The organism is Psychrobacter sp. A3, from assembly GCF_028823565.1.
Taxonomy (GTDB): Bacteria; Pseudomonadota; Gammaproteobacteria; order Pseudomonadales; family Moraxellaceae; genus Psychrobacter; species Psychrobacter celer.
On sequence record NZ_JAPEHS010000102.1, the window covers coordinates 1 to 7,801 of the forward strand.

Here is a 7,801-nt window from a genome sequence, read left to right on the forward strand (position 1 = left end):
AATGACTAAACTTATTATTTTTAACATCGAATCGCCTAAAAAATAGTCGCTGTCAATGCCATGGTCGAATGTTCAACACGCCCTAACGAAACAAGACAGTAGTCCGATAAACAGATGATTGTCCCGCTGTTTTGACAGTTGAATGTTTGAGCAAATAAAAAGCCCCTAAATAAATAGGGGCTTTTGTATATCTGAGTGAATTGTATATCAATGGCTTGAGTACAAACCACTCAATATAAGATCTACGCCATCGTCGTCATAGACTTGATACGAGTATATAGCTCTTTTTGCTCAGCACTTGGACGCGCGGTCTGCACAGCCATCAGCTGTGACATATCGCCTTCGACACGAATCTTGCCTGCCATAAACGCCCCCATGATTTCATTGGTATTAAAATCGGTGATGATGGATTGTAAAATATCACGATCCAACAGCAAGGTCGTTGTCGCCGATTCATTTAGACCGCGGTGCAGTAAGCCATTGGCAAAATTGGCCTCGATATCTTGCTCAGCATCAGACACTTTTAGATTGACCACCATATTTGCCAAGGCAGGCGGCAGGTTTAACTCACCCGCGTCATTGCTCATTTGCTCTACTTGCTCAAACCATTCATCTGTCAAAAAAACTGCCATATTATTATCCTTAATTGTTATTAAGACGCGCCTCGTACCAATAACGAGGGCACACCTTAGATTAGGCGACCAAAGGTGCGCGGTTATCGATTGTGTTCAGCCACATTATAAAGGCCGAGCAGCGGATAAGTAAAACCTATTTAGACAGCATATGACGAGATTGTTACAAAAATACTGGCCACGTCAAATCGCATGGTCGCAACTATCATGGGTCTAATACAAGATAATTGCGGCGATATCGTTGATGTTTTTTGCCTACCATTCACCGCATTTTTTGTCGCAAGCACCCTTTAGAATCGTCGCAAAACTGGGTATAAAATGCACAAATGACACAGCGATTTTCCGCTGTTTGCTCAGATTTTTACCAAAGAGTTTGTATTTTGGCGCATGAGTGTGATGATATTTGATTAGGATTGCGTTACAATACCCTTAAACAGAGTCGGGAGTTTTAACTAAACATTACCTAAACATGTTTTTTTGTCAGCCGCCGCTAGCATACATCTACGGTCAGTAGGCTTTAGGACCTTATGGATATTGGTATCTATCTTCATTGGTACAGCGCTTTTAGTAATAATTAAGATAAATACTTTGCCTCATTAGATGTTTGATGCTCAAAACGGCGTATCTGCTTATTTATTTTGACAGGTTGTTAACAATCCTACTATCGAGCAGCTACAAACCTTTGGCGTCAATACGCTTTGGTCTTTAATACCCGCTGCTATTAAGCGTAAGCTTAGACAGATAGGTGATAATCTAAGGATAATAGGCAGACCAAAAACAGCATGTACCGCTAAGTTCATCTAAGAGATAGCTCTAGATGGTGCGGAGCGTTAGTTAATTCTGTTGATAATTCGGGCTGTAAAGGAATCATCCAATGAGTTTACAAAACACAGCAGTCGCCCCAGTGGACCGTGAATACGAAATCACTATCGTACGTTTTTTTACGATCATGGCCGTAGTATGGGGCATCGTCGGCATGAGTCTTGGTGTGTTCATTGCTTCACAGTTGGCATGGCCAGCACTCAACTTTGACATTCCATGGCTGACGTTTAGTCGTCTCAGACCGCTACATACTAATGCCGTCATTTTTGCGTTCGGTGGCTGTGCCCTGTTCGCAACGTCTTACTATATCGTTCAGCGCACCTGTAAAACGCGCCTATTTGCACCGTACTTAGCTTGGTTTACCTTTTGGGGTTGGCAGGCAGTGATTGTTTCTGCCGTTATTACCCTTCCTCTAGGTTTGACGTCAACTAAAGAGTACGCTGAGCTTGAGTGGCCTATTGATGTCTTAATTGCTTTGGTATGGGTCTCTTATGCCATCGTATTTTTTGGTACAATCATCAAACGCAAAACCTCACACATTTATGTGGCTAACTGGTTCTTTGCTGCTTTTATTATTACGATTGCCCTACTGCATATCGTAAACAGCATGGCCATTCCTGTTAGTGCGTTCAAATCTTATTCGCTATTTGGCGGTGCAACTGATGCGATGGTGCAATGGTGGTACGGGCACAACGCGGTAGGTTTTTACTTGACGGCGGCGTTCCTTGGAATGATGTATTACTTCGTTCCTGTACAGATTGGTCGTCCTATTTATTCTTACCGTTTGTCTATCGTTCACTTTTGGGCATTGATTGCTTCATATATGTGGGCTGGTGGTCACCATTTGCATTATTCAGCGCTTCCTGATTGGACGCAGTCATTGGCAATGGTATTCTCCGTCATTCTATTTGCACCATCTTGGGGTGGTATGATTAACGGTGTACTCACGTTATCAGGTAGTTGGGATAAGCTGCGTACCGACCCGATCATTCGCTTTATGATTGTGGCATTGTCGTTCTACGCGATGTCGACGTTCGAAGGCCCAATGATGTCTATCAAGACGGTGAACGCACTATCACACAACACTGACTGGACAGTCGGCCACGTACACTCAGGCGCGCTTGGCTGGGTTGGTATGATTACCATTGGTTCGCTATATGTACTGTTACCACGTATCTATAACAAACCAAAAATGTACTCTGTCAGCTTAATCACTACGCACTTTTGGCTGGCAACTGCTGGAACAGTTTTCTACATCGTATCTATGTGGATCTCAGGTATTGGCCAAGGCATGATGTGGCTTGCGACCAACCCTGACGGTACTTTGGTATATAGTTTCGTTGATACGGTTGAGTTCTCACACTTCCCGTATATCGGTCGTGCTTTTGGTGGCTTCTTATACGTATCGGGTATGTTTGTTATGGCATATAACTGCTATAAAACACTCAAGATGCCAGAAGGTAAGCCTGTAGATGTCGCGGATCCAACGGATCATGAACCTAGTGTCGAAAAACCATCGACAGCTAACGTATAAGGAGCGATCATGGCTGGTACACCGCATGAAATTATCGAAAAAAATACAGGCTTGTTGGTCATCTTTATTGTCATCGCAATCAGCTTTGCAACTTTGGTAGAAATCGTACCACTGATTTATGATAACAAAAGCCCTGAAGAAGGCGGGGTAAATGCTCCCCTACCTGCTATGGAGCCTTGGACAGCGCTTGAGTTTGAGGGGCGTGATATTTATATTCGTGAAGGTTGTCACGTCTGTCACACTCAAATGGTGCGCCCACTACGTGCTGAAGTTGAGCGTTATGGACCGTACTCACGCGCTGCTGAGTCAACGTGGGATCATCCCTTCTTATGGGGCTCAAAACGTACTGGACCTGATTTGGCACGTGTTGGTGGACGCTACTCTGAAGACTGGCAAAAACAGCACTTAATCGCACCGCGTTCATTGGTACCAGAGTCAGTCATGCCTGGTTTCCCATGGCTTGCCACCAACGAAGTTAATGGTGCAAATGTTCAAGCTAAAATGCGTTTATTCCGCGATCGCTTTGGTGTGCCTTACACTGAAGAAGACATCGAAGGCGCGCCAGATGCTGTTCTTGGTGCCACTGAGCTTGATGCTTTGGTTGCCTACTTACAACAACTAGGCACCGCGATGGAAGGACAGCGCTAATGGGTATTGGTGAATTACAAACAATTGCGACCGTTTCTGCCTTTGTTGCCTTCGTAGGTGTTGCATGGTGGGCGTATTCGCCAAAAAACAAAAAACGCTTCGAAGAAGATGCACAACTTGCGCTTGATGACGAGGATGTAAAGTCTCTGTCTGAAGAGCAGCGCAATAAGGATAAACGATGACATTTTTTTGGAGTTCTTGGATTACCATCCTCAGTATCATGTGTTGGGCAGGTATTCTTGGGGTTTTGTTATTTGTATTAAAATACAAGCCAGACCTCGAAGAAGACGGTACGACTGGTCATACGTACGATGGTATCCGAGAATATGATAAGCCGCTGCCTAAATGGTGGTTAGTGATATTCTTTGGTTCAATCATTTGGGGTGCCGCTTACTGGGTATTTTTCCCAGCAATTTTCCCAGCAGGCTGGAACGGTCTGGCAACAGTAGAGGTCGATGGTGAAACAGTGCCATGGTCTTCTAAGAATGAGTTGTTCAGCGAGCTTGAGAGCAATAACAAAGTATTTACAGATAACTTTGAAAAGAATATCTTGGTTAAAGCAGATGCAGCAGGCGCAACTACGACACTAGCGACGCTGAACGAGCTACAAGCGACCATGCGTCGTAGCGACAACCCGCCAGCTGACCTGCAAACTCAGATCGACCAAAAAGTTGCAGAGCTTGCGCCTTATGTCGAAAAGCTATCTGAAAACCCAAATGCCTTGAAAGTGGGTAGCCGTTTGTTTTTACAAAACTGTGCGGTTTGTCACGGCTCTAACGCCAAGGGCGCTTTGGGCTATCCAAACCTCACCGATAACGATTGGTTATATGGTGGTGCGCCTGAAAACATCCTAACGACCCTACATAATGGCCGGGTTGGTGGCATGGCAGCATGGCGTGATCAGATCGGTGAAGATGGCGTACGTGCAGTCTCTGAGTATGTCCTATCGATCTCTGGTAACCAACAAGGTTATGATCTAGATCAGACTAAAGTTGCACAAGGTGAGGTCATCTTTAACGAGCCGACTAACTGTGTGCTTTGTCATGGTGACGACGCTAAAGGTATGATTTCTACTGGTGCGCCAAACCTGACAGACGATATCTGGCTCTATGGCGGCGATCGCGAAAGCATCCGCGAGACCTTACGTTATGGCCGTGCTGGTGTGATGCCTGAGTGGCAGACAAAATTGGGTAATGAGCGTATCATGCTGCTTGCCGCGTATGTCTACTCTTTATCAGACAAGCCTGTTAAATCAGCCAAAGCTGCTACAGCAACTGCGACCGCTGCGACGACTGAAGCGCCAGCAGAAGCTACTGCTAACTGATTATAATCGTTATTAATCAGCCAATTGCTGATATCGTTTAATGGATTTACCAGAAAGGGAGGACTGTCATTGCAGTTCTCCCTTTTTTATATATAGGCACCTATATAAGGTATCAGTAGATTGCTTTTTAGGATTATCACCCCATTTATAGTAGGGAGAATGCTAAAATATATACTTGATAGGCAGAGATATTGATGGCTTGCCCGAATGCCGTATTGCCTATCGGCTCTTAGCTATTGACCATCGATTATTTGGTAGTTGGTTTGGCATCGATTAGGTGATTGTCTTGCCCTCTACCTACTGACATTGATAACATCGCACACTCATACATCTTATTATCCAAGGTGTTTGTTCATCATGCCAGCAGACTGATTCTTTTTTTAAAGAGGCACGTTTATGTCAGCACAACAACCCAATAAGATCCCTGTACAACAAGTAGACCTCGACGCCACCAAGCATCGCGTCCACCCTAGGTTTGTCACAGGTTTTTACCAAAATATTCGTGTCATCACGATGTATGCACTACTGGCGGCGTTTTTGTTATTGCCATGGCTGCGATACAACGGTAGGCAGGCGATATGGTTTGATGTCCGTTTTTGTTATTGCCATGGCTGCGATACAACGGTAGGCAGGCGATATGGTTTGATGTCCCCTCACAGCACTATTATATCTTTGGCATGACGTTTTTGACCCAAGATTTTTATTTTGTGGCAGCATTCGCCATCATCGCCGCCTTTACCCTCTTTATGGTGACTGTATATGCGGGCCGCGTCTGGTGTGGTTATGCCTGCCCGCAAACGATTTGGACACATCTTTATCAGTATGTCGAAAAATGGGTAATCGGCGATCGTAATAAACGCATCAAGTTTGACAAAGAACCGATGAGCGCAAAAAAAGCATTTAAGCGAGCGTTGGTCTATTTTATTTGGTTTGTGTTTTCTGTGATTACAGCGGCGACCTTTGTCAGTTATGTCGCGGGCACTGACTATCTGTATCAAAGCTGGCAGATGATAGGGATTGTCCCTGTGCCTGATTGGCCAACGTGGGTATGGATTTCGATGTTTATCTTTACCTTTGCCACTTATGCCAATGCCGGTTATATGCGTGAGCAGATGTGTGTACATATTTGTCCTTATGGCCGCTTTCAGAGTGTGATGTTTGATAAAGACACGCTCATTGTTTCCTACGATTATGAGCGCGGTGAGCCGCGTGGCCCTCGCAAAAAAGGCACCAACCCTGATGACTTAGGCGACTGTATCGAATGTACCATGTGTGTGCAGGTGTGCCCTACCGGTATCGATATTCGTGATGGCCTGCAAGTTGCTTGTATTCAGTGCGCCGCTTGTATCGATGCCTGTAATGAGATCATGGACAAAGTGGGCTACCCACGTGGCTTGATTCGCTATACGACCGAGCGTCAATTGGCCGAAAAAGAGCCGAGCCGTGTACTGCGTCCGCGCCTATTTGCTTATCTGGCATTGCTGACGATACTGTGCGGCGGTCTAATCTTTGCGCTAACCGATCGGGTGCCACTAGAGATCGATATACGCCGCGACCGTAACCAGCTGTCCTCTATCAATAGTCAGGGTATGATCGAAAACAGCTATATCATCAAACTGACCAATAAGACCCAAGAGCCGCATACTTATAATATTGCCTTGGAGCCACAAGAAGGATTGAGCTTAGCGCTACGATTTAACGATGTGCCTTTAGAAGCAGGCGAAAGCTTTGATATGCCACTGAGCATCTATGGCGATCCAGATGTGATCGAATTTGGTCAAACACCAGTGACGCTGACCGTGACCAGCGAAGATGGCAAATATCAGGTAAGCAAACAAAACATCTTTACCACTCAAGGTCAGTAAGCAAGAGTTTTAAAGGCTGTGATTTTTCAAAGCACTTATATTTGAAAGCGCTCAGATTCAAAAGCTTTTATGCTGCAAAGCACTGAGAGTCAAGGCTTGGTGCTCAAAAGCACCAAGACGCCGTGCTTGGTCCGGCTATTTTTATAACGCTCATCCGTTAGTCGCTCACAATTGGTTTGATTAGCGATTGGCGGATGACTCATTTGTCACTTGGCAACAGTGTGCCATTAGATTATCCAGTGATAGCGTTTACGGTATCTAGTGATATGATATCTGCTAAACCGTTATCTGATTAATAGGTATTTTATGTCTACTCCAGCACCAAACTTTAAGCATCAAGATACGCAGCCATGGTATAAAAACTACATGGTCGTCATCTTTGTGATTGGCATGCCAGCGCTGGTCGTGATCGCATGCATCTGGTTTGTGTATTACTCCTACCAAATCCGTGACAGTGTGGTACGTGACGACTGGTATATGGATGGCAAGACCCTCTACCATGATATCTCTCGTGATAAGCTCACGCATGATTTGGACTTGCATGGCGAAATGCAGTTTGCCGATAATGGCGATATTGTGTTTTATTTAAACTATCCTGAGCAAAGCTTACAGACGGGCAAGCTCCTAAACGGCACACCTCTCACCTATCCTGATACGCTGGCGCTGTCTATCTCTCATGCCACCGATATCAAAAAAGATCGCGATGTGGTGCTCCAGCACGAAGAAGGCAATAAATACCGTGCTCATGTCGATATCGATCCTGTAAAAGCCAAATACTATCTACAAGTGAGTAATGATGGTAAGGATGACTGGCGTATGCAGGATGTGGCACGGCTACCGCGCTCCGAGGTAAGCTTTGAGCCGCTACCCGTCTTTTCAAAAAGCTAACCACAGGATTGGCTCTTAACTGGTACCAAAACCAAAAAAACCAGCCATTAACCAGGGCGTGTTGAACATTCACAAATAGGCACTGCTG

General features: G+C 45.1%; 6 protein-coding genes and 1 pseudogene. 6 read left to right on the forward strand and 1 reads right to left on the reverse strand.

The annotated features are described in order from the left end of the window. Positions 1 to 242: 242 nt before the first annotated feature. Positions 243 to 632: an SCP2 sterol-binding domain-containing protein gene (locus NK638_RS11105; RefSeq protein WP_105245112.1), complete on the reverse strand. Its 390-nt coding sequence runs from the start codon at positions 630 to 632 to the stop codon at positions 243 to 245. An 874-nt stretch (positions 633 to 1,506) separates the two neighbouring features. Here NK638_RS11105 and ccoN point away from each other — a divergent pair. The 6 genes and pseudogenes from ccoN (at position 1,507) to NK638_RS11135 (ending at position 7,713) form a co-directional block, all read left to right on the forward strand. After that, complete coding sequence (ccoN, locus tag NK638_RS11110; RefSeq protein WP_274633068.1) at positions 1,507 to 2,988, forward strand: cytochrome-c oxidase, cbb3-type subunit I; 1,482 nt, start codon at positions 1,507 to 1,509, stop codon at positions 2,986 to 2,988. 9 nt (positions 2,989 to 2,997) lie between these two features. Next, positions 2,998 to 3,636: a cytochrome-c oxidase, cbb3-type subunit II gene (gene ccoO / locus NK638_RS11115; RefSeq protein WP_201586027.1), complete on the forward strand. Its 639-nt coding sequence runs from the start codon at positions 2,998 to 3,000 to the stop codon at positions 3,634 to 3,636. Further along, positions 3,636 to 3,818 (forward strand): CcoQ/FixQ family Cbb3-type cytochrome c oxidase assembly chaperone, encoded by a 183-nt coding sequence (locus NK638_RS11120; protein ID WP_075101084.1) that lies wholly within the window; start codon positions 3,636 to 3,638, stop codon positions 3,816 to 3,818. The genes ccoO and NK638_RS11120 overlap by 1 nt, the downstream gene beginning before the upstream one ends. Beyond that, positions 3,815 to 4,960 carry a cytochrome-c oxidase, cbb3-type subunit III gene (ccoP, locus tag NK638_RS11125; protein ID WP_274633069.1) on the forward strand — a complete coding sequence of 382 codons (1,146 nt, stop codon included), beginning with the start codon at positions 3,815 to 3,817 and terminating at the stop codon, positions 4,958 to 4,960. The genes NK638_RS11120 and ccoP overlap by 4 nt, the downstream gene beginning before the upstream one ends. A gap of 396 nt (positions 4,961 to 5,356) precedes the next feature. Beyond that, positions 5,357 to 6,825, forward strand: a pseudogene (ccoG, locus tag NK638_RS11130) (cytochrome c oxidase accessory protein CcoG). 306 nt (positions 6,826 to 7,131) lie between these two features. Then, positions 7,132 to 7,713: a FixH family protein gene (locus NK638_RS11135; RefSeq protein ID WP_274633070.1), complete on the forward strand. Its 582-nt coding sequence runs from the start codon at positions 7,132 to 7,134 to the stop codon at positions 7,711 to 7,713. Positions 7,714 to 7,801 lie beyond the last annotated feature (88 nt).

Bases quoted from the DNA above. Each gene is read 5' to 3' on its own strand.
- NK638_RS11120 (WP_075101084.1), top strand. From the start codon at position 3,636: ATGGGTATTGGTGAATTACAAACAATTGCGACCGTTTCTGCCTTTGTT.
- ccoO (WP_201586027.1), top strand. From the start codon at position 2,998: ATGGCTGGTACACCGCATGAAATTATCGAAAAAAATACAGGCTTGTTG.
- NK638_RS11135 (WP_274633070.1), top strand. From the start codon at position 7,132: ATGTCTACTCCAGCACCAAACTTTAAGCATCAAGATACGCAGCCATGG.
- ccoP (WP_274633069.1), top strand. From the start codon at position 3,815: ATGACATTTTTTTGGAGTTCTTGGATTACCATCCTCAGTATCATGTGT.
- NK638_RS11105 (WP_105245112.1), bottom strand. From the start codon at position 632: ATGGCAGTTTTTTTGACAGATGAATGGTTTGAGCAAGTAGAGCAAATG.
- ccoN (WP_274633068.1), top strand. From the start codon at position 1,507: ATGAGTTTACAAAACACAGCAGTCGCCCCAGTGGACCGTGAATACGAA.